Source organism: Gracilibacillus alcaliphilus (assembly GCF_016909015.1).
Classification (GTDB): Bacteria; Bacillota; Bacilli; order Bacillales; family Amphibacillaceae; genus Gracilibacillus; species Gracilibacillus alcaliphilus.
On the sequence record NZ_JAFBFA010000007.1, the window covers coordinates 81,327 to 105,155 of the forward strand.

The window sequence follows — 23,829 nt, forward strand, 5'->3', positions numbered from 1 at the left end:
TGGAATAGCTTGGATAAATATAAGTAAAATAGATGAGGTGGGAGCAATGAAGGTTTCATTATTTATTACATGTATCAGTGATATTGTTTTTTCTGAAGTGGGAAAAGATTCCGTGGAGTTACTGGAAAGACTGGGATGTGAAGTAGATTTCCCTGAGGGGCAAACTTGCTGTGGGCAGCCAGCTTATAACAGTGGTTATGTACAAGAGGCCAAAAAAGCAATGAAACAGATGATAAGGGCCTTCAAAGATTCTGAATATGTGGTAGGCCCGTCTGGTTCTTGTGTCGGTATGCTGCGAGAGTATCCGCACATTTTTAAAGGGGATCCTGAATGGGAAAAGGAAGCGATTGCATTGGCAGAAAAAAGCTATGAAATTACCCAATTTATTGTCGATGTACTTGGCGTAACAGATGTAGGATCTACTTTTAAAGGGAAAGTCACCTATCATCCTTCCTGCCATATGACGCGAGTGCTTGGTGTGAAGGAGGCCCCTCAAACCCTTTTAGAGCATGTAGAAGGGATTGAATATGTGGAATTGCCAGTGAAAGAGGATTGTTGTGGCTTTGGCGGAACATTTGCTATCAAGAATGCAGTCATATCACAAGAGATGGTGAAGGAGAAATCACAACATGTATCTGAAACAGGTGCTGAGTACCTGGTTGGCGGAGATATGGGATGTTTGATGAATATTGGTGGCAGAATGCGTCGCGAAGGCAAAGATGTCGAAGTGGTTCATATTACCAAGATCTTAAATACACATGAACAGGGAGGGGAAGGGCATGAGTATCAAAATAGGAGATATTCCTTATAATGACCGGATTGATCAAGGAATTGATAATGAATTTATGCGTCAGGCCGTTTCTTCCGCTCAAGGCAGATTTCGAACAGGCCGCCTCACACAGGCAGAAGTGCTTGGCGATTGGGAGGATTGGCGTCAGATAGGTGAAGAGATTCGTACACATACATTAGAGAATATCGATTATTATTTATATCAATTAAGTGAACAAGTGGAGAAACGTGGCGTCCATGTCTTTTTTGCAGAAACAGCCGAAGAAGCCAATGAATATGTAGAGAATGTCATAAAGAAGAAAAAGGCCAAAAAAGTTGTTAAAACTAAATCGATGGTAACGGAAGAAATTGGTTTAAACCATGCCTTAGAAAATGCTGGAGCAACGGTGGTCGAGTCTGATTTAGGGGAATGGATTTTGCAATTAGATGAAGATCCGCCTTCCCATATTGTTACACCAGCCCTGCATAAAAATAGACAACAGATTCGCGACACGTTTACTGAAAAAAGAGGCTATGATCAGACAGATTCTCCAGAGGAACTGGCTGCCTTTGCCCGTCAGCAGTTGCGTGAGGAGTTTCTAAGTGCAGATGTCGGTATTACGGGTTGTAACTTTGCTATTGCTGACTCAGGAGCAGTCACCTTAGTTACCAATGAAGGCAATGCCGAAATGGTTACTGCCTTGCCAGATACCCAGATTACGGTGATGGGGATGGAACGAATTGTGCCGACATGGGAAGACATGGAGGTTTTGGTTAGTTTACTGACGAGAGCGGCAGTAGGCCAGAAATTAACCAGCTATATTACGGCGATAACTGGTACCCGTTTAGACGAGGAAGTGGATGGTCCAGAGGAATATCATCTGGTAATCGTAGATAATGGCCGTTCCAAAATTTTAGGCACTGAATTTCAATCGGCCTTGCATTGTATTCGTTGTGCCGCCTGTATAAATGTTTGTCCGGTATATCGTCATGTAGGCGGTCATGCTTATAATTCGATCTACCCTGGTCCAATCGGTGCGGTATTAACACCGCTATTGGATGGTTATGATGATCATAAAGAGTTGCCATATGCTTCTTCGTTATGTGCGGCTTGTACCGAGGCGTGTCCAGTGAAGATTCCGCTACATGAATTGTTAATACGACATCGCGAAATTATTGTCGAGGAAGAAAAGCGATCACCTGCAATGGAACGGATTGCTATGAAAGGTTTTGCTCAATGGGCTTCCCATCCAGCAGCTTATAAATTAAGTGCAAAAATGGCTAGAACAGCACTGAAGCCATGGACAGATGAGGAATTTGTCGAGAATGGTCCTGGTCCATTAAAGGGCTGGACAGATGTCCGGGACTTCCCAGCACCAGGAAAACAAACTTTCCGTACTTGGTGGCATAACCATCAAAAGGGGGCGAAAAAATAATGGCTATTCATAATCGAGATAAATTTTTGAATAAACTCGCAGCCAACCTTGGTCGCCCGCAGCGTAGGGAAGGAGTGAGCCGCCCAGAGTATACCGTACAGCCGCAGCACCGGGTATTTAAAGACTATTCTACTGAGGATTTAATCGCTGTATTACAAGAACATTGTAAGGTAATTCATACCGATTTTGTTCGAACCTCTAAGGAAGAGTTAACGACAAGATTACGGGAAGTATTGGATAAGTATGAAGCCAGATCATTGATTGCTTCTAATGATAAACGCAATCAGGAATATGGATTAGATCTTGCTTATCAGCAGTTTGCCGAGGAGATCGATGTCCATATTTGGGATGCCTCGATCGGTAAGGAGAATCAAGTAATTGCCGAACGGACGGATGTCGGTATTTCCTTTAGTGATATTACTCTTGCGGAATCCGGCACAGTGACTTTGATGATGAACAAGGATAATGGACGATCGATCAGTTTAATGCCAAAATGTTATATCGCCATTATTCCCAAAGAAACCATTGTCCCGCGTATGACACAAGCAGCTCAGAAAATCCATGCCAACCATCAAGAGGGAATTGAACCACCGTCAAGTGTCTGCTTTGTAACTGGTCCAAGTAATAGTGCCGATATTGAAATGAATTTAATTGTTGGTGTACATGGGCCTGTGAAGGTAACCTATATTGTGGTAGATTAAATAATAGAAAGAAACCTTCTGAACTTTGGCAGGAGGTTTTTCTTCTGGTAAGGTCAGAAAGTATATAATTTTTCATGAATTCATTCTTATGCAAGAATAGCCATGTCCAGTTCCAAGTGCCGAAAATTAGGAGATTTCAAGTCACGCCCTACGATAAGTTAACATCGACTCCTTCCGTCGTCGTGTTTCCTTTATCTCCGTTGTGACGCTCCAATCTCTACGTTTTTAAAAGGGCGCTTTGCGATTTTCGTTCAATCAACCACTGCGTATAGCAGATTGCAGTCTAGCGATTAAAAAAATATATGATGATTCATTCGTTTTGAAAAGGCTCTTTAGCATGGCAGAAGGGCAAAGAAATGGAGCTGATTCGATAGAAAAGCCTTTATCAAGGTGGAGGAACAAAAAGGTAAGCCCTCATTAACTTGAAAAGCAAAGCAACCTGTACTATTTATTCAAAAGAGTGTTCGAACATACGTAAAAAATGAGGAAAACAGCTTCATCGAATGGCTATTCCATTTAACAGAAAAGTGGAAAATTTTCTCCATAAAGCATATACCATATTTTCAAACTTTTCTTGATAAAATCAATGAAAACCTTTAAAATAAATAACAGATGAACAAAGAACGGAGGTGGAGAGATGTTGAATCAAGCTGTTTTAGTGCACGGATTTTGGACGGAATTCTTGTTTTTAAACCGTGCAAAATTTGCTGATTTAGTTGTTAACGGGATACGTATGTCCTTTTTTAACAACTAAATAGCAAAACTAAAACAGTGAAACATCTCTATACCCATCATAATAGATGAGCAAATTAGAGGGGCTTTTCATGCTCCTCTTTTTTAGTTGATTAACATAATATGATTTAGCATGCCATGGGGAAGTGTTTCTTTCCGATGGCTTTTTTTATTAGATAGAAAAGTATAAGTAGTTGTCTAGCTCCGAACACCCAAAAACTAGGAGTCAACAAGTGGGTCCCTGCGATAAGTCATCATCGATTCGCAAGCTTATCGTGATTCCTTTATCTCAGTCCGTCGCTCCAGTCTCTATGTTTTTAAGCGGGTGTTCTGCGCTTTTCTAATTAGGAGGTAGTTTAAAATGATCGTATGCAGTGTACAACAAGTAGCGAAGAATTATGGAGGAAATCCTATTTTTGAACAGATTTCTTTTGAAATAAAAGAGCAGGAACGGATTGCTTTAGTAGGACGGAATGGCAGTGGAAAGACCACATTATTAAAGCTTCTTGCTGGGGAAGACACACCGGATAACGGGCAAATTCATTGGCAAAAAGGAGCTCAGATTGGTTACTTGAAACAGATAGCTGACTTTGACCAGCAGGCAATCGTGCAACAAATTCTTGAGTCTGCCTTTGGACAGTTAAAGGAAATCGAACAGCAGCTTAAGCAGTTGGAACGAGCAATGGGAGAGCCGGAGAATCAAGAACGGCTCCAAAAATTATATGATCAATATGGTAAATTACAAGAACAGTTCCTCACAGAAGGAGGCTATGAAATCGAGGCTGCTATTCGAAAGGTAGTCAGTGGTCTGCAAATCAAGGAACTGATTGATCAACAGATGGCGCTCCTAAGCGGTGGGGAACGAACAAAGGTAGGCTTAGCCTATATGCTTTTGCAAAATCCAGATCTGCTCTTATTAGATGAGCCAACCAATCATTTGGATTTGGCAGCCGTAGAATGGCTGGGGAATTTTCTGCAGAACTATCAAGGAACGGTTATTATCGTGTCCCATGATCGTTATTTTTTAGATGAAGTCGTTACACAGATAGTGGAATTAGAGGAAGGGGAATTTCACCAGTATCACACCAACTATTCGGATTATATCAAAGAAAAAGAAGAGCGTTTATTGCGTGAATTCCAGCAATATCAAGAACAGCAGAATAAAATTAAAAAGATGAAAGAGGCAATTAAACGCCTGCGTGATTGGGCCAATCGTGCCAATCCACCAAATGCTGGTCTGCATAAGCGGGCACGGAATATGGAACGAGCCTTGGAACGGATGGAGAAGCTGCAGCGTCCCATTTTGGAACGGAAGAAAATGAATCTGGATATGTCATTAGCCAACCGCAGCGGTAAAGACGTAGTGATACTGGAGGATGTGTCCAAAGGTTATGGTGACAGCCTTTTATTTCAACAGGTGAACATGCATATCACCTATCAACAAAAAGAGGCGATTGTTGGCGAAAATGGTACTGGCAAATCCACTCTGTTAAAACTGATTTTGCAGCAAATCGAGCCAGACAGTGGAAAAGTCAATATTGGCAGCAGGGTGAAGATCGGTTATTTATCTCAACATGTGTTCACAGAACAGGGAGATCAAACCGTGCTCCAAGTCTTTCGTGATCAAGTCAAGGTTACTGAAGGGCAAGCCAGACACATCTTAGCTGGCTTTTTATTCTATGGATATGATGTTTTTCAAAAAGTGAAACAACTGAGCGGCGGTGAAAAGATGCGTTTGCGACTGGCACAAATCATGCATCAGGATACAAATTTCCTTGTCTTGGATGAACCGACCAACCATTTAGATATCGATTCTTTAGAAGTACTGGAAGATGCCCTTGCCGACTATGACGGAACGATTCTGGCCGTTTCACATGACCGCTATTTCCTTGACCAATTGTTTGACAGAGTTTATTGGATTGACAATCAGCAGTTATATGGCTTTGAAGGCAATTACAGCTGGGCGAGAGAGAAGATGTGGGAAAATAAATAAACATGAATCAGGTTATTACGAAGTGTTGTAACTGTGGTACCCGGTGAAATGGTAACAGATTTAACCGCTCGTGAACGCAGAGAATAATTATAAAGTGATGCCGTACGGTGCTGGTTATGACTCGCAATTTTTCGCAAAGTTTATCCCAACAGCTAATCTTTTATTAATCGAATCAGCTATAATTAAGAGGAAAGAAACAAATAGTATGGAAGATGTACTCTATGAATTAGCGTATACAGAATAAAACATAGAAAGGAGACAGCACAGGAACAAGCTGAAACGGGAATCCTATGAAGGGATGACGGAGGTGTCTATACAAGATTTACTGCCGAAGGAAATGGCTTATGATATGAATATTCATATTCTTACCTTCCAGCCAGGGGCTTCACACGGCTACATAGAGACACACGTTCAAGAGCACGGTGCCTATGTATTAAGTGGACGCGGTATGTATAACCTAGATAATGAATGGGTTCCAGTCCAGGCGGGCGATTACCTTTTTATGGGTGCTTATGTACCACAAGCAGCCTAAGGCATTGGTTTGGATGAACCATTTTCCTACATTTATTCTAAAGATGCTAATAGAGACATCGATCTTTAATAAGGCGCATATACCTAACTAAGTGCAGGGTGATGAATGAATCGCTCTTAAGTATTTTGGCCGGCACCTTAACCAACTTCGTGTGGTAAGGTGCCGCTTTTTTTGCTTCTTTTTATACGAAAACTCTGATCCATTGGCTGCACTTAGTTCATTGATGCAAAATGAACTAAATTAGGAAGCCAACTAAAGTTTTCATGGCTAGCTTTTAAACAGAAAAATTCCAAGGCTGTTTCATCTTGTGTTTACTTTATCAATTCCTTCATTCATTTCCATCATATCTATCGATTTTGATTGTAAATTCAGCTTCATGCTTGTTAACAAACTATTTACCTTGAGTTTATGTGAGATTAATAGTTGATATTTAAACTGAAAACCAAGTAATACAAAATAAAACAATAGAAAACAGGGGGAAGCAAAATGACTTTCAAGTGGAAGAATATGTTACAATCAGTGATTTTGGGTGGGAGTTTGATCACTTTAGCAGCTTGTGGTTCTGAGACCAATGCAACAGAGGAGACAGCAGATTATAGTAATCTAACATTAGAGGAAATCGAAGAAAAGGCTACAGAAGAAGGGGAAGTGAACAGTGTTGGCATGCCGGATACTTGGGCCAACTGGCAAGGCACATGGGAAGATTTGAAGGAACAATATGGCTTAGATCATGTTGATACGGATATGTCCAGTGCAGAGGAAATTGCGAAGATGGAGTCAGAAGGAGAAAATGCTACAACTGATATTGGTGATGTTGGTATTTCTTTTGGTCCGATTGCGAAAGAAAAAGGGGTAACGATGCCGTATAAAACAAGTTACTGGGAGGATATTCCGGACTGGGCTAAAGATGATGAGGGACATTGGGTTGTAGGCTATCAAGGAACGATTGCTTTTATTGTAGATAAGAATCAAGTCGATGATATTCCGACTTCATGGCAAGATCTCTTGGAAGGAGATTATCAAGTCATGATCGGTGATGTAACAACCGGTACACAGAGCCAAATGGCTGTTCTGGCAGCTTCGATAGCATATGGTGGAGATGAAACAAACTTACAGCCAGGACTTGATTTTTTTGCAGAGTTAGCAGAAAAGGGGAACTTGAGTACAGCTAACAATTTAAGTATAGCTGGTATGGAGACCGGTGAATTAAAAGTAGGGATTATGTGGGATTTCAATGCGTTAAGTTATGCAGATGCAGTAGACCCAGATCAATATGAAATCGTGATACCAGAAGAAGGATCAGTAATCAGCGGTTATGCAACCATTCTGAACAAATATGCTCCAAATCCACATGCGGCTATGCTTACTCGTGAATATATCTTAAGTGATGAAGGACAAATTAATTTAGCAAAAGGTTTTGCCCGTCCAATTCGTGACAATGTCGATCTGCCAGAGGAAGTGCAAGAGCAAATGATTCCATTAGAACAATACAAGAATGCTCAGCCGGTGGAAGACCATAATGCCTGGGAAGAAACAGCGAAGCAGTTACCACAAACATGGCAAAAAGAGGTGCTAATTCATGTCCAATAAGCTGATTGTCGTTGTACTTGATGGTTTGCGATATGATGTAGCGACCGAAACATTGGGTTATATGGAACATTTGGCAGAGAAAGGACAAGCATTGCGCCGTGCAGTGCTGTCCGAATTGCCTAGCTTATCCCGTCCATTGTATGAAGTATTATTAACCGGGACTCCAAGTTATATCAATGGTATTAACACTAATGGGAGCATCAGACTGTCCGATCATAAAAGTTTATTTCACATGACAAAAGAAGCAGGATTGACGAATGCAACAGCCTCTTATTATTGGGTAAGTGAACTTTACAATAGAGCACCATTTCATTATCTAGAAGACAGGATACAGTTAGACACAGATAAGGCTATTCAGAATGGGATGTTTTATTTTGAAGACACATATCCTGACTCACATCTGTTGATTGATGGAGAGACATTAAGACAGGAAGTACAGCCAGATTTCTTATATATCCATTCGATGAATATTGATGATATAGGTCATAAACATGGTGGACGTTCTGGTGAATACCGGGACAGTGTCCTGCGTGTCGATAATATTTTAGCCGAATTAATACCTTCCTGGCTTCAAGCAGGTTACCAAGTGGTAGTAACTGCAGATCATGGAATGTCAGAGTATGGACAGCACGGTGGTACTACGGAAGAAGAACGAAAAGTTCCATTATATATCATAAGCAATAAAACACGTAAAGGTGTACAAGAGGTAGTATTGCCTCAACTTCCTTTTGCTTCCTTTATGTGTGAACTTATGCAGCTAAACAAGGCAGAAACCATGCCAAAATTACCTGCCTCATGGGAAGAACTTCTAATGACAGGGGAGGAAGAGAAGGAATGAAACGATCATGGAAGGTATGGCTGTGTTTGATTCCGTTAACTCTATTAGTATTAGGCTTTCTGCTTTTCCCCACACTGAACATGGTTATATCGAGTTTTCAAACAGATGATGGGCGTTTTACTTTGACGCATTATCAAGAATTGTTTACGGATGCCTACTATTTACAATCCATATCTAATAGCTTGAAAATTTCTTTATTATCGGCAACTGTAGCCATTGTCATTGCAGTAATTGGGGGCTATTCAATCTCACAGTTAGCAGAAAGAAGTAACAAATGGATGACGACCATTTCCAATATGACTTCCTATTTTGAAGGTATACCATTAGCTTTCTCTTTTATCGTGCTATTAGGTAATAATGGGTTATTCACGCTGCTATTTAATCAGTTAGGATTGGATGTATTTGGAAATTTTGATTTATATTCTTGGGTTGGTTTAGTTGTTGTCTATATATATTTCCAAATTCCTTTTGCCATTATTCTATTACTACCAACCTATCAGGCGATCAATAATGAATGGAGATATGCCTCTAATCTATTAGGTGGAACGGGTTGGACATTTTGGCGGAAAGTTGGGATTCCATTGCTTTTTCCAGGTGTGATTGGAACGTACACGATCTTGATTGCCAATGCATTGGGAGCTTTTGCGACGGCTAATGCCTTAGTAGGTTCTACGTATAATTTGATGCCGATTCAGATTGCTTCGCTTATTTCTGGCGATGTTTTTCTTCAACCGAATTTAGCCAGTGCATTTGGTGTATTATTGGCATTCATTATGATAGCAGCCCTTTGGCTAAATAGTAAAATTATGAAAAAGGTGAGGAGAGATTTACGTTGAAGGGTACAAAATGGCACATTATTGTTTCCGTTGTTCTGGCAATCTATCTGGTGCTGCCGTTGGTTGGCACATTATTGTACTCACTGGCCGGTGAATGGAGTACGACTATTTTGCCGAAATCATGGACCTTTGAATGGTATATACAATTATTTCAGGATGATCGTTTTTTTCAAGCACTTGGCAGAACCGTTTTTGTGATTGCTGTTGCTGTCATCTTATCCATCGCCGTGATATTACTGGCAACCATTACCATTGTATTATATTTTCCTAAATGGGAAGGCGCCTTAAAAACAATCGCTTTGCTGCCTTATAGTGTTCCGGGGGTTGCTTTGGCCGTTGGGTTGATCAATCTATATGCAAATGATGTAGTGAATATCGCTGGAACTCCGTGGATTTTGTTTGGGATCTATGCCATTATCATTATGCCATTTGTTTATCAAGGAATTCGTAACAGTCTTTACACGATTAATGCTCGGGATATGATTCAAGCTGCTGAACTGCTTGGTGCGTCTAAGCTTCAGGCGGTTATCACAGTCGTGCTGCCAAATATGAAAAAAGGTATATTTTCTGCAGCCTTCTTAGCGATATCAATGCTGTTTGGTGAATTTGCCTTGGCTAACCTTTTGGTTGGAGGGCGATTTGAAACCTTGCAGATTTATCTATATCAGCAGTTAAGCAAGAATGGTCACTTGACGAGTGCGATCGTCATTTGTTATTACACGATCATTGTATGGATTACGCTGTTCTTACTTTACCTTCAATCTCCAAAAAGACAGAAACAAACAAGAGCTATTAAACAGGAAATGCCGATTTCAGCCATGCAAAATGCGAATTTGGAAGGAGAATAATCATGAGTTATGTAGAAATTGAATCATTGGTCAAACAATATGGTGATAAAACAGTGTTAGACGATATTTCGTTATCTGTCGAAAAAGGCGAGTTTATTACGTTATTAGGCCAAAGCGGTTGTGGGAAGAGTACGTTGTTACGATCCATAGCTGGTATTGCAGATGTCGATGCAGGAGTAATTAAAGTCAATGGTCATGATATTACCCATCTGCCTTCGCGAAAACGAGGCATAGGAATGGTATTTCAATCTTATGCATTATTTCCAAATATGACCGTCACTCAAAATATCAGTTATGGCTTGAAATTGAAAAAAAAGAAAGGGCACATAAAGATTGTCCAAGATATGATGGCGATGATGGGGTTAGAGGAGCTGGGCGACCGGTATCCACATGAATTATCCGGTGGTCAGCAGCAGCGTGTGGCCTTATCACGCTCCTTAGTAATGGAACCTGAAGTATTATTGCTGGATGAACCATTCAGTGCTCTAGATGCTAAGATCAGAAAGGCACTGCAGCAAGAAATCAAAAATATTCAGCGAAAATTAAATATTACCACCATTTTTGTGACACATGATCAAAAAGAGGCGATGATATTAAGCGACCGAATCTTTGTTATGAATCAAGGTAAAATAGTTCAAACAGGTACACCAGACGAGGTGTATATTCAGCCGCGCAATAAATTTATCGCCGGCTTTATGGGTTCATATAATATTATTCCGCTGAACATGTTTAAACAATGGACGAATCATGCCATTCATTTTGAAAAAGATATAGCGATCCGTCCAGAGAGTATCATGATTTCACAGCAGGAAGAGGAAGATAAGAAGGAGCAAGCTTATCATTTAACAGGAAAAGTAGTTGCGAAAATGGTAACAGGGAATATATTAATCTATCGTGTAGCCCTGCCTGATCAAACGATACAGATCGACACACTATATCAATATAATGAACAGTTTGAAGAAGGGGAAGAGGTACATATCTATATTCCTATCAAAGCGTGTGTACAAGTTTCCTAGTGAGGTGAACAAGGTGGAATGGTTTCCAGAGGAACGATTGAAATATATCGTAGAGGAATTAAAGGCAAACAACAAAGTAAAAGTCAGTGAACTGGCAGAAACGTTTCAAGTAACGATGGAGACGGTCCGGCGAGATTTAGATCAATTAGCTGTTACTGGTTTGGCTAAGCGTGTTTATGGAGGGGCGGTAAGTATGGGTTATCCACAAGGTGAACCTCCATTGAAACAAAGGACGACCGTCATGATGGAAGCGAAGCAAGCCATTGGCAGAGAGGCTTCTCAGCTGATTACAGATGGGACTACCATTGCTATTGATACTGGTACCACTGTGCTGGAATTGGCTCATATGTTAAAAGGTCGAGTAGGCTTGACCATTGTCACTCATTCGTTAGCTGTTGCTGCCATTATTGCTGAGAAACTAGCAAATGAGGAATTTAAAGGGGAATTAATTATGCTGGGAGGACAGCTTAATCCTGATCAGCAATCGATAACAGGGATGATGACGGTCAGTCAATTAAGAGAATTTAACTTTGATCAAGCGTTTATTTCGATTGGTGGTATGTCCTTGCAGAATGGAATTAGTGATTATGATTTAAATGAGACGATCGTTTCAAAAGAAATGATCAAAAGAGCAAAAGAAATTATTGTATTAGCAGATCATTCCAAAATAGGAGTAGACGCTGCTTGTAATATGACTGTATTTGATCAGATAGATGTTATTATTTGCTCAGAACCGAAACCAAAGGGCTGGCAGCAAAAAGCTTTAGAGAATATAAAATGGATTGAGGCAAAGGAGAATTGGCATGAAAGTAGATTCCCATATTCATCTTGAAGAAGGGCCGTATACTCACAAAGAGGTAGCAAAAATTACACAGTCTCTCGAGCATTTTGCACCACTAAAAGCGAAGCGCCATACAAAGGAATGGTTTACAGATATGTTGACACAGGTTCAACAGCGGATGGAGAAGACAGAATATTCGGAGTGGTGGCTGGATTTTTATCTAGAGCGTGCGAAACAGAGAGACTTAAAGGTAGTAGGTATCGTGGATCATTTATACCGGTTCACGGAGACAAGAGACTATTTTGAACAATATATCGATGTCGAGTCAGAGGAGATTGGTGTTGCTCAACAACATTGGCTTGACTGTGTAATGACCCACAGTTTGCCGGAATTTGTCGATTTTATCGAAGGACAAAAAGAAAAATGGAACGCACATGGCATAGAATTAAAATTGGGCATAGAGGCAGATTATTTTGTAGGCGGAGAGGCACAGCTTCAAGCGTTGCTGCAGCCTTACCCTTTTGATTATGTGATTGGTTCTGTCCATTTTTATGATGGCTGGGGCTTTGATAACCCAGGCTTGCAATCTAAATTTCAAGCATATGACTTGCTGGATTTGTATAAAAATCATTTCGAAACGGTCAAAAAGGCGGCAGCCAGCGGGTTGTTTGATATTATCGCCCACCTGGATAATCTTAAGGTGTTTAATCACCGTCCAGATGAAGCCTTGCTGTCAGATATTTATCTGGCAGTAGCACAAGCACTGAAGGAAGCAAATGTAGCGACTGAAATTAACCCAGGCCTTTATTACCGCTACCCAGTGCAAGAGATGTGCCCTAGTGATGCCTTTCTCGATATTTTAGCGGCAGAAGGTGTAGTGTTTACCACATCATCTGATTCTCATTTTCCTCATGATATTGGTATTTTTGCCGATCACATTCAGGCTAGGTTAAAAGAGAGGGAAATATACGAAATCGCTGTATTTGATAAACGGGTAAGGAAGCTGGTTTCCATAGAAGATTAAACTTCGGTTAATCAACAAAAAGGTAAGCTGCTGAGTTGCTGATAAATAAGCCCAGCAGCTTATTTTATCAGAAATAGGCGAGAAAACTCCCTCTTCAAGCGCAAGAAGGGTATCACTCAGGCGGTAAGAGGGAGATGAATCGCTTAAGGGCAAGGGGAGGTTTTTGATTACCAAGACGTGAAACAACTTGCTTTTCGTGAATGGACGTGTGACATATGTCAATGCCATCACCAGAGAGATTGGAACGCAAGTATCAATCTTCGTAAGGAAGCATTACGATTAACCGCAGGGACTGCGGAGCTAGCCTAATCCATAACTGACCGATGGGTTGGTGTTCTTAGGAATCCCCCACTTCAAGCAGCCATTAGGGTTGATAAGTGGGGGTAGTTCAAATGCTAGAAGTAACCACACAAGCTATCCTTATGATTTTCCTAAAAGGTAGAACCAACAAAACGTTCAAATTTTCCCATTAGATAGGGTGCTCCAATTTTTTAAATCGTCATTTTTTTGAATAGCTCTTTTCTACGGGAGATAAGCAGGGACGACCTAGTGTTCGGAATTTAATAATAAAAAAATAAAATTCTATATTGCAATCTGGCTTGTGAAAGGGTATACTTCTGTAAGTATAAAGGAAATAAGCAAAAGGAGGTCACGTTGACATGTTAAAACAAGCAGGTAATACATTCATCCAACTGAATAATGGGAAACACGTGACCGCATCAGAGGACTGTTGACTTTTTTGCATTTTCTGTGCTGATAATCGAGGATGTTTTATATAGGTGTCGCGTGAATAAAAGATAGACGCGGCTTAACCTTTTGAATAAGGATACCACACACTTGGCCACGGTCAGGTGTGTTTTTTATTCCTTAAGCAAATAATGGATTCCGGCTGTCATCACCCATTCTCTAGAATTGAATGCGATTACTTGTCCAGACTTTAGAGGAAAAAAGAGTGTAAGGGAGGAATTATCTATGTTTAGTGTAATGAAGAAATTATCATGGTATTTTAAAGAACAATGGGTGCGTTATACCCTAGCAATCGTCGCTATCATCGTCTCAAGTATCTTATTTGCACTTCCTCCAATGATTGTCGGAGATGTTATTGATGGAATTCAATCTAATCAATTGACAAGTGAGAAGCTGATGCATGCTATTTGGTTGTTTATCGGTTTGCTGGTTATTATTTATCTTCTTTCCATCTATTGGGGTCATACTTTGTTTGGCAGGGCGATCTTATTAGAGCGGAAGATGCGCTCGCGTTTAATGAATCATTTTATGAAAATGACGCCAACTTTTTATGGGCGCTATCGTACAGGTGATTTAATGGCAAGGTCAACCAATGATTTGCGTGCAGTAGCTGCAACGGCAGGCTTCGGTATTCTGACATTAATTGATTCAACGGTCTTTATGGCCTTTATTATCGGGATTATGTTTATAATTATTGATTGGAAATTAACACTTGCCACATTACTGCCTTTGCCGATTATGGCTTATATTATGCAGAAGTACGGTGCCAAGATTCATGAGCGCTTTATGGAAGCACAGGCACTGTTTAGTGATTTAAATAATAATACATTGGAATCGATTCAAGGAGTACGAGTGATTCGAGCCTTTGTACAAGAAAAGCAAGATGAACAACGCTTTAATGATAAGGCAGAGGAAGTATTCCAGAAAAATATCGCTGTGGCCCGGCTGGATGCCCTGTTCGAACCAACGATCAAGATTTTGGTTGGTGTATCTTATACGATTGGCTTAGGGTATGGTTCCTATCTGATTATTAATGGAGATATTACCATGGGGCAGCTGGTATCGTTCAATATTTATTTAGGGATGCTGATTTGGCCGATGTTTGCTGTAGGTGAATTGATTAATGTTATGCAGCGTGGAAATGCTTCACTTGATCGAATTCAGAATGTGCTGCGCCAAAAGGCAGATGTGAAGGATCCGGAATATCCAGCTGAAGTAGTAAAACCGGAAACGATATCTTTCCGCAACCTTACCTTTGAATATCCAACGGCCGATAAGCCTTCACTGAGAAATATAAATTTAGAGATCAAAAGTGGGGAAACAATTGGCGTGGTTGGCTTGACTGGGGCAGGGAAAACGACGCTGGTAAAGCAGCTGCTGAAGGAATATCCTGCAGCAGACCAAGGAGAATTGGTCATTAGCGGAGCAGCGATTCAAGATATTCCCTTGCGTAAGACGCGTAATTGGATTGGATATGTGCCGCAAGATCACATTCTTTTCTCAAAAACTGTGAAAGAGAATATTTTGTTTGGGAATCCCAATGCAACGGATGAAGAAGTCTATCAAATTTTAGAAAGAACGGCATTGCGGAATGATATTGAAAACTTACCCGCTGGCTTGGAAACAATGGTCGGCGAGAGTGGTGTCACCTTGTCTGGCGGACAAAAACAGCGTGTATCATTGGCAAGGGCGCTGATTCGTGACCCGGAGATTCTGATACTGGATGATTCCTTATCAGCCGTAGACGGCAAGACAGAAGCCAATATTATTGATCATCTGAAGCAAGAACGGGCAGGTAAGACAACGATTATTGTAGCGCACCGCTTATCAGCCGTTACACATGCTGATCAAATTATTGTTCTAGAAGATGGTGAGATCCAAGAACATGGTACACATCAAATGTTAATGCAGGAACGTGGCTGGTACTACCATCAATTCCTGATTCAACAGATGGAAGAAGGTGAATAGGAATGAAAAAACCAACAACAGAGAAACGCTTGTTTCAATATGCCTTACATTTTAAGAAAACTATTCTTATTGGTCTTGTCTGCCTGATGGTTGCGGTAGGGCTGGAACTAACAGGTCCATTCATTGCGAAACGACTGATTGATCAGCATATTATCGGTGTGGCCAATCAATATGTATTAGTAGAAAGTGATGAGGGAGTAGAATGGGAAGGCCAGCATTATCAGCGTGTTGACCGAACTGATCAGGAAGGACCGATGGTTACACTTTTTCAAGATGGCTTGCGTTATTATTTGTTAGACGGGCAAGTGCCGTTGGATGCGGCCTTTGTGGAGGCGGACGGCTCACAAGTGATCTTACGTCATCAAGAGGGAACAATCGAGATAACTGGTCAGCAGTTATCAACTGCACAAGTGTTTAACTTTTTTCAAAATGAAATAATGCCGATTGTCGGCTTGTTAGCACTTTATATCGGTTTGATTTTAATTGCATCGGTATTTGTTTACTATAAAACGTATTTGTTACAATTTGCCTCGAATCGAATTATTCAGAAAATGAGGAAGGATGTCTTTCATCATATTCAACGGCTGCCAATCAAATATTTTGTGGATCAGCCGGCAGGGAGAATTCTGGCCAGAGTAACCAATGATACCGAAGCAATCCGGGAACTTTATGTAAAGGTGCTGGAGGTATTTGCCTCAGGCAGTATCTATATGTTTGGTATCTTTATTGCTTTATTTATCTTAGATGTCAAGGTTGGTTTGATTGCACTGGTATTAATACCGTTATTGATCATCTGGATGCGAGTGTATAAGAAGATTGGCGGTCATTATAATCGTGTTATTCGTGAAACGAACAGTAATATTAATGCTAATATTAATGAATCGATTCAAGGGATGCCAATGATCCAAGCCTATGATCAGACAGAACGGATGCTTGGCGAATTTGAACAATTAAATGAAAAACAGCGTACCTATCAGACGAAGATGAACACCTTTAATGCGATGACTTCTTTTAATTTGGTGGATTTGTTGCGTAATATCGGCTTTGTGGTCTTTATTTTGTATTTTGGCAATGTGGCGTTAGATGGTACTGCGCTTGTTTCCGCAGGATTGCTGTATGCGTTGGTTGATTTAATCAACCGTGTATTTGAACCGATGAATCAGATGGTCAGCCAATTAGAGCAGTTAGAGCAAGCAAGGGCCTCGGGCGGAAGGGTTTTTCATTTATTGGATGAGGAGCCGGAAGACATGAATAACGAGGCGATTCACCGTTATCAGGGCAAAGTGGTGTTTGATCATGTTTCCTTTGCTTATGAGAAAGAAGACTATGTACTGAAAGATGTCAATTTCACCATTGAACCTGGTCAAACCGCGGCATTTGTCGGGCATACCGGATCTGGAAAAAGCACAATCATGAATCTGCTATTCCGGTTCTATGACCCAACAAAGGGACAGATTCTGATTGATGGTGAAAATACGCGTAACTATGCCAAACAACAAATCAGGCAGCATATTGGGATTGTGCTGCAAGATCCGTTTATCTTTACCGGCACGGTGATATCCAATATTACAATGAATGACCCAGGAGTCAGCCGGGAAGCGGCAATATCTGCCTTAAAGGCGGTAGGAGCGGATAAATTTATCGAAAAGCTGCCTAAGAAGTATGATCAGCCAGTAAAAGAAAAAGGGAATGAATTTTCAACGGGACAGCGTCAATTACTCTCTTTTGCAAGAGCTTTGGCTTTTAATCCGGCAATTCTTATCTTAGATGAGGCTACTGCTAACATTGATACAGAGACAGAAGGTATGATTCAAGAGGCGTTAAAGGTACTGAAACAAGGCCGAACAACATTGGTAATTGCGCACCGTCTGTCGACGATTCAACAGGCTGATCAAATTTTTGTTTTGCATCATGGGGAGATTATTGAAAAGGGCAACCATCACTCCTTATTAGCGGAAGAAGGCGAATATTTCCGGATGTATCAAATGCAGCTTGGCAAAAGTAAGCAAAATATATCTTAGCAGGAGGACTGCTTAGTATGTATCAGGTTATTCAACAAATAGTAAACCAATACTATAGGTTGGAGCATGCAGAGGCAGAGCAGGCGGAAGGAGGCTGGTCTGCTCTTGCTTTTCACGTCTCAGCTCATGACCGTCATTATTTTCTTAAAGCTTATGAAAAAAATCGAGCCTCTACAGCTGGTTTGGTCAAACGGATGGATGATTACCTTCCGATTACTGCATGGCTGTACCAGCATACAGCTTTGCAGGAAGCAATGATTATGCCGATTATGACGGTGGAGGGAAAATACAGCTGTCAAGATGCACAGCATGTATATCTATTGTATCCATTGATTGAGGGAGAAACGATTGGCAGCCGGGAGCTGACTTCTTTAGAGATTAATCAATTCTCATGGTTTGTCAGGGAACTTCATCGTTATGGTCAGGATATTCCTGTCCAAACGGCAGCGCTGAAAGAAGATTTTCATGTGCCATTTGTTAATCTATATAGTGATCTGTTTAATGGAAACCTATCGGAAGAAGTTCAGCAGCTGGTCCAGCCGTATTTGTCTTCGCTGTGTGAGCTGTTTACAAAAGTTACGCAGCTTGCTGAGCTCTTGAAGGAAAAACCACCTAAGCTGGTTCTATGTCATACCGATTTGCACTACTGGAACTTGATGCAGAAGAATGGCCGATTGATTGTGATTGATTGGGAAGGGATGAAACTAGCGCCTGTCGAGGCAGATTTATTTGCACTTGTAAATAAACCTTATTTCTCTACTTTTCTAAAGCAGTATCAAGAAGTCCATTCGGAGTATCAGGTGAACGCCGTTTCTCTTTCGTTCTATCAAGGAAGGCGTAAACTGGAAGATAGTGCAGAATGTATCGAACAATTGTTATATGATCAAATGACCGTGAAAGAACGTGAGGAGGTAAAAAGGGATTTATTAGGTGAATTAAAGGGTATATAAGTTGGAAAGAATGCAGGTAAGGAGGGGTCACATGCCGATAACCATAAGGTATCAAACGGTGAAAAAGGAATGGGAAAAGGTAGCTGAAGAAGCTGACATTCCAGAGGATGTTCCTTTTGTTTGGTATGATATGGCCCAGCCTACATTAGAGGAAAGCGAGTTATTAACCTCGAAATTCGGCTTTGATCACCTAGTAATGGAGGATATTGTACAGACTGTACCGCGGCCGAAGTTTAAAGATTATCAAGACTATCAAATTCTTGTCTATCATGCCATTCATGAAAAAGATTACCGTGCCAAGCCCATTAATGTATTGATGAAGCATAACCTGCTTATTACTTACCACCATGAATCACTTGATTACTTAGAGGATGTCCAGCAAGCTTTGTCATCCGTCCATCCGTCAGATATGGAGCCTGTGGATATGGCATTGCTTATTTTAGATAAGATTATTGATCAGTATTTTGACTATGTACATGAAGTAGAAGATCAAGTCTTCTCCTTTGAAGATCGCCATGTGAATGATACGATGGATAAATACTTAATGGATGATGTTTTTCAAATTCGTTCTGTTCTGATCAAGCTGAAGCGTGTGATGTTACCCATGCTGGAATTAATTCAACATTTGAAACAAGAGGGGAACTTTGCTAAAACAGAGCAGCAGCGCTTCTACATCCATTCCTCCTTTCACTTCCTTAAGAGCTTTTTTAGCATTTCATTCTCTGCTTCTAAGCGTTTGATCTTTTCATCAGGATTTTCAGGACGGGTTCTTGATCTGCCTTGACCAACTCCTCTTGCCCTACCTCGTTTTTCCTCAAGTCCTTTTATTCCCTCAGCCTTAAAGTGGTTAACCCATCTTCTTACTTGATTTTTATCAATGTTCATTTCTCTAGCTATTGTGTTATAACCCATCCCATCTTTGAGATGAAGGTTAACAACTTTCTTCTTAAAGTCAATATTATAAGTTTTTCGTTTCTTTCCCACAAAAAATCCCCCCATAGTAGACAGATTAACGTGCTTTCTTTTTTCTGTCTACTATGGGGGGATCATATCATCGTGAGCAGGGGCTGTTTGTGTTAATGTACATGTTTGGTAAAGTTGCCGCCGCGTACTTCTGATACGTCTACAATCGTAACAAAGGCCTTGGGATCAATCTCTTGGATAATTTCTTTCATTTTACTTTCTTCTAAGCGGTTGACGACACAAGAGACCTCTTGAAAATCTTCTTTGGAGTAACTGCCTTGTACCGTTTTAAAGGTAGAACCTCGTTGGAGGCGTTCATAAATCGTTTGCGCCAATTCTTCTGGTTTGTCTGTAATAATGGTAAATGTTTTTGTACCACTTAAACCTTCTTCAATAATGTGGATGACCTTCGAAGCAATAAAATAGGCGATAGCAGACATAATCGCTCCTTGGAAACCAAAGACAGTAGATACGATGATAAAGACAAACATATTTAGGAAAAGAATTAAGTCACTTGTACCAAATGGTAATCTTTTCGCGAGGAGAACCGCCAGCATATCGATTCCGTCTAATGCCCCGCCATTTCTAAGTGCCAGCCCCATGCCGAAACCGATGATAATTCCGCCGACAACGGTAACAAGTAATGTGTCCCCTTGCACAATCGTTGGAATATGGTGCATCAAGTTGGTGCTGATGGCCAGTGTGGCAATACCAATAATCGAATAAATAGCAAAACTTTTGCCAATTTGTTTATATCCTAAAATAATAAACGGAATATTCAAAAGTGTAATCAGTATCCCTAATTGGAGGCCTGTCCATTGCGAACCGACAATACTCAGCCCTGTAACTCCGCCATCTGATACGTTGTTTGGGATTAAGACAGCTTCTAAACCATAGGCGGTAATAAAGCCCCCGATAGCTACCATAATCCCGCGAATAATCCGCATCGTCAGTAATTTTTTGTCAGATTTTTTTCCCATTGTTTACCCTCTATCTATATGAATTTTTTGTCATTTCACTATTTTATCATGGTGTGAATTGTCTGTAAAACCCTTGTGGATACATGGTACTTTGGTTATTAGAGGAAGACACAGTCCTTTTTATAAGTCAAAAAGACTAATCATCTAGTGCTTTAGGAATTTTATACGAGTTTTGTTTTTCTAGTCGCATTAATTTAGTTCTAAAATCCTTTATTTTACTGGGAATTTAGGTGAAATATGGTATAATAGTCACAAGGTGTATGATGTATCGAGCAGAATCAACAAGAAATGTCAGACAAGAGAAAAGAGGGGATATTAATTGAGTGTAGGGAAAAAATTAAATATATCTTTTATACTGCTAATTGTGTTATTAGCTGTATCTGTAGGGAGTAGTATTTTTAATTTAAAAAAGATTGAGAATAGAGTAGAGGAAGCGATGGATTATCGCTTGGAACAGCTTCTTCTCATCGAAAATATTCGTTATGGCGTTGCGATGCAGGCTCTTCAAGTTAGAGCGATGATTTTAGAGCCGGAAGCAGAAGTACATAAACAAGAACTAGTGGCAATTGCCGCGGAGATTGATGAGGACTTAATCACATTGGAAGAGTACGTTTCCTCAGAAGAAATGAGGTCATACTGGGAACAGGCAAATACTCCGAATAATGAGTTCAATGAAATCATGCCTGATATTATCGCCGCTGTGGAAAATGGCGAGATAGAACAGGCAACAGCATTTGTTAACTCAACTGTTCAAGAGGTCAATGAGAATATGTTTGAAGCAGCACAGGCAATGGAAGACTTTCAAAAAGGACAAATGGACGAGATTGATCAAGAAATTGACACTACAATGATCACTGCTCAAATAGCGACTTTGTCTGTTTTAGGTGTTAGTATATTGATTGGAATAGGTTTAATATTTTTTGTTCGACAATCTATCACCAGGCCGTTATTACATGTGATGAATGCTGCCGAAGTAATTGGTGAAGGTGATTTATCAGGAGAAGATATTGTCATCTCATCTAAAGACGAATTAGGTAAGTTGGGTGCTATTTTTAATGATATGAAAAATAATACCCGCAAGTTAATAGTCAATATTCAAACGAATGCGGAACGGGTAGGTTCTTCTTCTGAACAGCTGTCTGCGAGTGCAGAAGAGGTATCGGTAACAACAGAAGATGTGACTACTCAGGTAGCTGATACCGCAGAAACTTCACAAACCTCTGCACGTGCAGCTAATGAAAGTGCTGCTGCCATGGATGAGACGGCACAAGGGGTACAGCGGATCGCCGAGGCTTCTCAAATGCTGCATTCATCTTCGAATGAAACAAGTGAAGTAGCACAGAATGGGACACAAGTTATTCTTCATGCTCGACAGCAAATGGATGTTATTAATGGGTCAACTACTACTGTGAATGGCCTAGTTCAAAAGCTTTCCGAACAAACAGAAGAAATTGAAAAGATCACTCAGGTGATTACTGATATTACCGATCAAACCAACTTATTGGCATTGAATGCAGCAATAGAATCTGCCCGTGCAGGGGAGCATGGTAAGGGCTTTGCCGTTGTGGCAGATGAAGTGCGTAAACTTGCAGAAGAGTCAAAGAATTCTGCCAATAGTATAGTACAACTAACCACGGAAATTAAAAATGATACAGAAAATGTAGAACGCGCTGTAGAGAGTTCTCTTGTTTCAGTTAAAGATGGAGTGGAAGTTATTGAACGAGCAGGCGAGTCTTTTGAATCGATTGCCGGAGCAGTTGATGGTATGACAAGTCAAATTCAAGAAATCTCAGCAACTGCGGAGCAAGTTTCTGCTTCTGTTGCAGAAATCTCTACAGGTGCACAAACAACTTCAGGTAATATTGATACCATTGCAGCCGCCATGGAAGAGCAGTCCGCTACCATGAATGAAGTGGCACAGGTCGCTGCTTCATTAAGTTCTACTGCTCAAGAGCTGCAATCAGAGTCACAGAAATTTAAGGTATAGTGAAAGGAGAGAGAAAAGAGAAATTCTTTTACAGCCTTAAGACAATCTATCACTATTGGAAAAGGATGCTCAATATTTCTATTTTAGGCGAAAACATGCTATAATGATAGGGAAGTTTAATGCATTTTTTTAGATGAAAGGTAGTTCTTGTTTCTATTTCGTTAACTTCAACTATAAGGAGAGTGAAATCGGTCATGCAGGCCTTTCTTGCAAAATATCAAAGGAATGAGAGTACGATTTCAATTATTAATGAGTTTGGAGAAACAATTGCCTCTCGAATAGTGCACCTTCCTTTAGAGCGTTTGGTTGCCTCTTTAACGGAAGAAATAGTTAATTTGTCACATGAACATGGTCTTTATCACGAAGACATTTCTGCCATTGGACTAGCGGTAAACATCGAGAATACACCTTATTCTTCAAAAGAGAGATTAGTGAAAGCATTAGAAGACTCTTTCCGGTTAAAGGCGTTGGTGGATGCGGATATGAGCAGTACCAAAGAATCTGTTTTGGCCTATTTACAGGAAGAGGCAAGTAGATAAGATAGAAGGCCAAGAGAATGTGAACATGGGCATATCTACTATAAAAAAAGCAGCAACTGCCTGTTTGGGTGGAGGGAAATAAGCCGATGACAGGCTTCCTCAGTTCACCAATCAAAAGAACATTAATACATCAGGGAGTTATACGGAAAGATTGTCGAACTCTACAGTGAAAGAGATCCTAAAGATTCACGATATGGCTTCAGCTTTTCTGCCTATTTTATGCGATGCACTAGCGGAGGCAGGATTGTCATTTAAGAAATATATTCTATTAGAAAAAGCACAGAAGGTTTTCTCACTATACCCTAATGAGAAAACCTTTTTTTGGTGAGTAGCCAACATACCGTTCGATGCATGAGGGAGACTTTCTAGTATTGTAACCAATTAATTTAACGTAACACGAGCAGCCTTAAAAGGTTGGAAAGCCGATAGAAGCTGCACCTAATATGGTACAATCATCCCCAAGTTAAGCATATAAAAATTATATTAGAAATACCGATCCCACCATCACTTTCAAATTTTACATTAAAGAAAGCTAATGCATTATAAAAAACACCATCCTCTAATATAGAGCAAATCACC

Annotated in this window: 21 protein-coding genes and 1 pseudogene; 20 read left to right on the forward strand and 2 right to left on the reverse strand. The window is 40.4% G+C overall.

Annotation, left to right across the window (positions count from 1 at the left end; translation table 11 throughout):
• Positions 1-46 precede the first annotated feature (46 nt).
• The 18 genes and pseudogenes from JOD18_RS07660 to JOD18_RS07740 all read left to right on the forward strand — a co-directional run bounded on the left by JOD18_RS07660 (position 47) and on the right by JOD18_RS07740 (position 19,565).
• Positions 47-811 (forward strand): (Fe-S)-binding protein, encoded by a 765-nt coding sequence (locus JOD18_RS07660; protein ID WP_204668367.1) that lies wholly within the window; start codon positions 47-49, stop codon positions 809-811.
• A complete protein-coding gene (locus tag JOD18_RS07665; protein ID WP_204668368.1) occupies positions 780-2,204 on the forward strand; it encodes a LutB/LldF family L-lactate oxidation iron-sulfur protein in 1,425 nt (474 codons plus the stop codon). Before JOD18_RS07660 ends, JOD18_RS07665 begins: the two co-directional genes overlap by 32 nt.
• The gene (locus tag JOD18_RS07670; RefSeq protein ID WP_204668369.1) at positions 2,204-2,905 is read left to right on the forward strand and encodes a LutC/YkgG family protein; all 702 of its coding nucleotides are present in this window, start codon (positions 2,204-2,206) and stop codon (positions 2,903-2,905) included. The genes JOD18_RS07665 and JOD18_RS07670 overlap by 1 nt, the downstream gene beginning before the upstream one ends.
• Positions 2,906-3,542: 637 nt before the next feature.
• A complete protein-coding gene (locus JOD18_RS24770) occupies positions 3,543-3,659 on the forward strand; it encodes an RAxF-45 family protein (protein ID WP_338029503.1) in 117 nt (38 codons plus the stop codon).
• Between the two features lie 339 nt (positions 3,660-3,998).
• A complete protein-coding gene (gene abc-f / locus JOD18_RS07675) occupies positions 3,999-5,630 on the forward strand; it encodes a ribosomal protection-like ABC-F family protein (RefSeq protein ID WP_204668370.1) in 1,632 nt (543 codons plus the stop codon).
• Between the two features lie 268 nt (positions 5,631-5,898).
• Positions 5,899-6,231: pseudogene (locus tag JOD18_RS07680) on the forward strand (cupin domain-containing protein); the annotation flags it as partial.
• Positions 6,232-6,648: 417 nt separating this feature from the next.
• On the forward strand, positions 6,649-7,752 hold the full coding sequence (locus tag JOD18_RS07685; protein ID WP_204668371.1) for an ABC transporter substrate-binding protein: 1,104 nt from the start codon (positions 6,649-6,651) through the stop codon (positions 7,750-7,752).
• Positions 7,742-8,590: an alkaline phosphatase family protein gene (locus tag JOD18_RS07690; RefSeq protein WP_204668372.1), complete on the forward strand. Its 849-nt coding sequence runs from the start codon at positions 7,742-7,744 to the stop codon at positions 8,588-8,590. The genes JOD18_RS07685 and JOD18_RS07690 overlap by 11 nt, the downstream gene beginning before the upstream one ends.
• On the forward strand, positions 8,587-9,426 hold the full coding sequence (locus tag JOD18_RS07695) for an ABC transporter permease (protein ID WP_204668373.1): 840 nt from the start codon (positions 8,587-8,589) through the stop codon (positions 9,424-9,426). The genes JOD18_RS07690 and JOD18_RS07695 overlap by 4 nt, the downstream gene beginning before the upstream one ends.
• Positions 9,423-10,274: an ABC transporter permease gene (locus tag JOD18_RS07700; protein ID WP_204668374.1), complete on the forward strand. Its 852-nt coding sequence runs from the start codon at positions 9,423-9,425 to the stop codon at positions 10,272-10,274. The genes JOD18_RS07695 and JOD18_RS07700 overlap by 4 nt, the downstream gene beginning before the upstream one ends.
• Before the next feature lie 2 nt (positions 10,275-10,276).
• Entirely contained in the window at positions 10,277-11,290 is a 1,014-nt protein-coding gene (locus JOD18_RS07705; protein ID WP_204668375.1) for an ABC transporter ATP-binding protein, read from the forward strand.
• Between the two features lie 13 nt (positions 11,291-11,303).
• Positions 11,304-12,122, forward strand: coding sequence for a DeoR/GlpR family DNA-binding transcription regulator (locus tag JOD18_RS07710; protein WP_338029504.1), 819 nt, complete (start codon positions 11,304-11,306; stop codon positions 12,120-12,122).
• Positions 12,094-13,095 carry a histidinol phosphate phosphatase domain-containing protein gene (locus tag JOD18_RS07715; RefSeq protein ID WP_204668377.1) on the forward strand — a complete coding sequence of 334 codons (1,002 nt, stop codon included), beginning with the start codon at positions 12,094-12,096 and terminating at the stop codon, positions 13,093-13,095. Before JOD18_RS07710 ends, JOD18_RS07715 begins: the two co-directional genes overlap by 29 nt.
• A 177-nt stretch (positions 13,096-13,272) precedes the next feature.
• On the forward strand, positions 13,273-13,404 hold the full coding sequence (locus JOD18_RS07720; RefSeq protein WP_420827786.1) for a hypothetical protein: 132 nt from the start codon (positions 13,273-13,275) through the stop codon (positions 13,402-13,404).
• Positions 13,405-14,067: 663 nt separating this feature from the next.
• A complete protein-coding gene (locus JOD18_RS07725; protein WP_204668378.1) occupies positions 14,068-15,810 on the forward strand; it encodes an ABC transporter ATP-binding protein in 1,743 nt (580 codons plus the stop codon).
• 2 nt (positions 15,811-15,812) lie between these two features.
• A complete protein-coding gene (locus JOD18_RS07730; protein WP_204668379.1) occupies positions 15,813-17,831 on the forward strand; it encodes an ABC transporter ATP-binding protein in 2,019 nt (672 codons plus the stop codon).
• Positions 17,832-17,848: 17 nt separating this feature from the next.
• A complete protein-coding gene (locus JOD18_RS07735) occupies positions 17,849-18,781 on the forward strand; it encodes an aminoglycoside phosphotransferase family protein (RefSeq protein WP_204668380.1) in 933 nt (310 codons plus the stop codon).
• Positions 18,782-18,812: 31 nt separating this feature from the next.
• Positions 18,813-19,565 carry a CorA family divalent cation transporter gene (locus JOD18_RS07740; protein ID WP_204668381.1) on the forward strand — a complete coding sequence of 251 codons (753 nt, stop codon included), beginning with the start codon at positions 18,813-18,815 and terminating at the stop codon, positions 19,563-19,565.
• Here JOD18_RS07740 and JOD18_RS07745 read toward each other — a convergent pair.
• Both JOD18_RS07745 and JOD18_RS07750 read right to left on the reverse strand, forming a co-directional pair.
• The gene (locus tag JOD18_RS07745; protein WP_239587988.1) at positions 19,469-19,780 is read right to left on the reverse strand and encodes a helix-turn-helix domain-containing protein; all 312 of its coding nucleotides are present in this window, start codon (positions 19,778-19,780) and stop codon (positions 19,469-19,471) included. The genes JOD18_RS07740 and JOD18_RS07745 overlap by 97 nt on opposite strands.
• Positions 19,781-19,857: 77 nt before the next feature.
• A complete protein-coding gene (locus tag JOD18_RS07750; protein WP_420827788.1) occupies positions 19,858-20,691 on the reverse strand; it encodes a YitT family protein in 834 nt (277 codons plus the stop codon).
• Positions 20,692-21,043: 352 nt separating this feature from the next.
• Here JOD18_RS07750 and JOD18_RS07755 point away from each other — a divergent pair, with 352 nt between their 5' ends.
• Both JOD18_RS07755 and JOD18_RS07760 read left to right on the forward strand, forming a co-directional pair.
• Positions 21,044-22,711: a methyl-accepting chemotaxis protein gene (locus JOD18_RS07755; RefSeq protein ID WP_204668384.1), complete on the forward strand. Its 1,668-nt coding sequence runs from the start codon at positions 21,044-21,046 to the stop codon at positions 22,709-22,711.
• A 182-nt stretch (positions 22,712-22,893) separates the two neighbouring features.
• Positions 22,894-23,250 (forward strand): hypothetical protein, encoded by a 357-nt coding sequence (locus tag JOD18_RS07760; RefSeq protein WP_204668385.1) that lies wholly within the window; start codon positions 22,894-22,896, stop codon positions 23,248-23,250.
• Positions 23,251-23,829: the final 579 nt, after the last annotated feature.

What these genes read in the sequence shown, in the direction of transcription:
- JOD18_RS07660 (WP_204668367.1), top strand. Translation starts at nt 47, where the DNA reads ATGAAGGTTTCATTATTTATTACATGTATCAGTGATATTGTTTTTTCT.
- JOD18_RS07665 (WP_204668368.1), top strand. Translation starts at nt 780, where the DNA reads ATGAGTATCAAAATAGGAGATATTCCTTATAATGACCGGATTGATCAA.
- JOD18_RS07670 (WP_204668369.1), top strand. Translation starts at nt 2,204, where the DNA reads ATGGCTATTCATAATCGAGATAAATTTTTGAATAAACTCGCAGCCAAC.
- JOD18_RS24770 (WP_338029503.1), top strand. Translation starts at nt 3,543, where the DNA reads ATGTTGAATCAAGCTGTTTTAGTGCACGGATTTTGGACGGAATTCTTG.
- abc-f (WP_204668370.1), top strand. Translation starts at nt 3,999, where the DNA reads ATGATCGTATGCAGTGTACAACAAGTAGCGAAGAATTATGGAGGAAAT.
- JOD18_RS07685 (WP_204668371.1), top strand. Translation starts at nt 6,649, where the DNA reads ATGACTTTCAAGTGGAAGAATATGTTACAATCAGTGATTTTGGGTGGG.
- JOD18_RS07690 (WP_204668372.1), top strand. Translation starts at nt 7,742, where the DNA reads ATGTCCAATAAGCTGATTGTCGTTGTACTTGATGGTTTGCGATATGAT.
- JOD18_RS07695 (WP_204668373.1), top strand. Translation starts at nt 8,587, where the DNA reads ATGAAACGATCATGGAAGGTATGGCTGTGTTTGATTCCGTTAACTCTA.
- JOD18_RS07705 (WP_204668375.1), top strand. Translation starts at nt 10,277, where the DNA reads ATGAGTTATGTAGAAATTGAATCATTGGTCAAACAATATGGTGATAAA.
- JOD18_RS07715 (WP_204668377.1), top strand. Translation starts at nt 12,094, where the DNA reads ATGAAAGTAGATTCCCATATTCATCTTGAAGAAGGGCCGTATACTCAC.
- JOD18_RS07725 (WP_204668378.1), top strand. Translation starts at nt 14,068, where the DNA reads ATGTTTAGTGTAATGAAGAAATTATCATGGTATTTTAAAGAACAATGG.
- JOD18_RS07730 (WP_204668379.1), top strand. Translation starts at nt 15,813, where the DNA reads ATGAAAAAACCAACAACAGAGAAACGCTTGTTTCAATATGCCTTACAT.
- JOD18_RS07735 (WP_204668380.1), top strand. Translation starts at nt 17,849, where the DNA reads ATGTATCAGGTTATTCAACAAATAGTAAACCAATACTATAGGTTGGAG.
- JOD18_RS07740 (WP_204668381.1), top strand. Translation starts at nt 18,813, where the DNA reads ATGCCGATAACCATAAGGTATCAAACGGTGAAAAAGGAATGGGAAAAG.
- JOD18_RS07745 (WP_239587988.1), bottom strand. Translation starts at nt 19,780, where the DNA reads ATGGGGGGATTTTTTGTGGGAAAGAAACGAAAAACTTATAATATTGAC.
- JOD18_RS07750 (WP_420827788.1), bottom strand. Translation starts at nt 20,691, where the DNA reads ATGCGGATTATTCGCGGGATTATGGTAGCTATCGGGGGCTTTATTACC.